Source organism: Enterobacter sp. WCHEn045836 (assembly GCF_003965585.1).
In the GTDB taxonomy this organism is placed as follows: Bacteria; Pseudomonadota; Gammaproteobacteria; order Enterobacterales; family Enterobacteriaceae; genus Enterobacter; species Enterobacter dissolvens.
Window position 1 is genome coordinate 1 of sequence record NZ_RXPT01000040.1, and the last position, 2,324, is coordinate 2,324.

Below are 2,324 nucleotides of genomic sequence, written 5' to 3' on the forward strand. Positions count from 1 at the left end.
CTCGCCGAAGCCGGGCAGCATCGACGTGTACGACTGGCCTGGGCGCTTTGTGGAGACCGGGCATGCGGAGTTCTACGCCCGCATTCGCCAGGAGCGCTGGCAGGTGGAACATCAGCAGATTCAGGCCACGGCCACGGCTGCGGGTATTGCGCCGGGCCACACCTTCACCCTGACCAACGCACCGTTCTTCAGCGATAACGGTGACTATCTGGTGACGGCGGCCGGATATCATCTGGAAGAGAACCGCTACGCGAGCGGCGAAGGGGAGACCATTCACCGCATCGATTTCACGGTTATCCCGGCGTCGGTGTCGTTCCGTCCGGCGCAGAGCACGGCGTGGCCGCGAACCTACGGCCCGCAGACGGCGAAGGTTGTCGGGCCACAGGGGGAGAGCATCTGGACGGACAAATATGGCCGCGTGAAGGTGAAATTCCACTGGGACCGTCTGGCAAAAGGGGACGACACCAGCTCCTGCTGGGTGCGTGTGTCGAGCGCCTGGGCGGGCCAGGGCTACGGCGGGGTGCAGATCCCGCGCGTGGGCGATGAGGTGGTGGTGGACTTTATCAACGGTGACCCGGACCGTCCGATTATTACCGGGCGCGTGTACAACGACGCCAGCATGCCACCGTGGGCGCTGCCGGCAGCGGCGACGCAGATGGGCTTTATGAGCCGCACGAAAGATGGCTCCGTGGATAACGCCAACGCCCTGCGGTTTGAGGACAAGGCGGGGGCAGAACAGGTGTGGCTCCAGGCCGAGCGCAATCTCGATATCAACGTCAAAAATGATGAATCGCATGCCACGGAAAAAAATCGAACCCTATTTGTGGGAGAGGATGAAACCTTACGGGTGGCAAAAAATCAGAAAGCAGGGGTTAAAGGGGATGTGGTCTGCCTGACGGGCAACAGTCGCAGCGATAAAGTTGTTAACAACTTTATTATTTCAGCGGGCAATACGTTGAGGCTGGAGTGTGGTGAAAGCGCCATTGAATTATCAAAAGACGGGAGCGTGAATATCATTGGCAATAACTTTAACTTTACCGCAAAACAAAGTGCACAAATCAACACGCTTTCCGGGGAACTGCATCTTAACCCAGCTGATGGCAGCAATGCCATTGATGCGCCAGGGGCATCTCACCAGACGGCAATTCAGCAGGAAGTGGATGGTTTTTTTGTTTTCAATGCCAATAAGTAAGCATATTCAGTCTGCCACACAACCGGCAATCCCGTTACCGTAAGGCGACGGGAGATGCATGTGTTGGTGGGCAAATGAGGCATATTGAAATGAACTGGTTTTTCTTTTTTTTCTTTTTGATCCTCACACTTACGCTTATCTGGAATAACAATAACCTGTTTAATAAGAAACAATGGATCAAAACGGGTCTGATGCTGGTACTTGTCCTGCTTTCTACAGTCGGCATTGGTTTTCTTTTGAAGTGGCTGGCTCAGTCATTTTCCTTATTTCCGGTCGCGGTGGCTAAACACTACTCCATCATCATATCGATGTCCCTCCTGTGCGTCTGGGGTATGAAATTTACGGTCGTTTTGCTATGCACAATATTGTCTGGTGTTATGGTGGGGCATAAAAAATACAACGCTCCGAATTATGAAAAAATCTCCCGGGTCACACACACCGTAGCGCCGCCCCTGTTTATCTTTGCCAAACTCCTTCTCTCGTTGGGGTGTGTCCTTATGTTTTCAGGTTTGTGGCTTAAGTAAGCGTTGCAATTAACGCTGCATCGTGGCTGCTGAAACTAAGATGTTGCATTTACGGAATAACGATTATGCTCAACCGAATTACCGTTCAGCCCCCCGTCGAGGGGCTGCTCTTCTGGAAACTCTCCGGCCGCGAGGCGATGTCCGAGTCGTTCGCCCTGACGCTGACCCTGCTCGGCACGGATGCGCGTATCGACCGCAGCAAACTGCTGGGCCAGCCGGTCACGGTGACCATCCCGACGCAGAACCTGCTTACCCCGCGCTACATCAACGGCAAAGTCACCCGCGTGGCGGTGAGCGCCGTTGAGCTGACGGGCACGCGCTATGCGGTGTATCAGCTGACGGTGGAGCCGGACCTGTGGCCGATGAAGCGCGACCGTAACCTGCGTATCTTCCAGGGCCAGACGGTGCCGCAGATAGTGAAAACCCTGCTGGGCGAGCATCAGGTCAACGTGGAAGATAAGCTTACCGGCAGCTACCGGGTATGGGACTACTGTGTCCAGTATCAGGAGTCGAGCCTGGACTTCATCAGCCGCCTGATGGAGCTGGAGGGAATCGCGTATTACTTCAGCCACGAGGCCGACAAACACACCCTGGTGCTCACCGATGCA

Annotated in this window: 3 protein-coding genes; all 3 read left to right on the forward strand. The window is 55.2% G+C overall.

What is annotated here, in order from left to right:
- Positions 1-1,192 (forward strand): type VI secretion system Vgr family protein (locus EKN38_RS25595; protein WP_126523067.1); only part of this gene is annotated, 1,192 nt, incomplete at its 5' end.
- A gap of 89 nt (positions 1,193-1,281) precedes the next feature.
- Positions 1,282-1,716, forward strand: coding sequence for a hypothetical protein (locus tag EKN38_RS25600; RefSeq protein WP_014832306.1), 435 nt, complete (start codon positions 1,282-1,284; stop codon positions 1,714-1,716).
- 65 nt (positions 1,717-1,781) lie between these two features.
- A partial coding sequence (locus EKN38_RS25605) for a type VI secretion system Vgr family protein (RefSeq protein ID WP_126523069.1) occupies positions 1,782-2,324 on the forward strand: 543 nt, incomplete at its 3' end.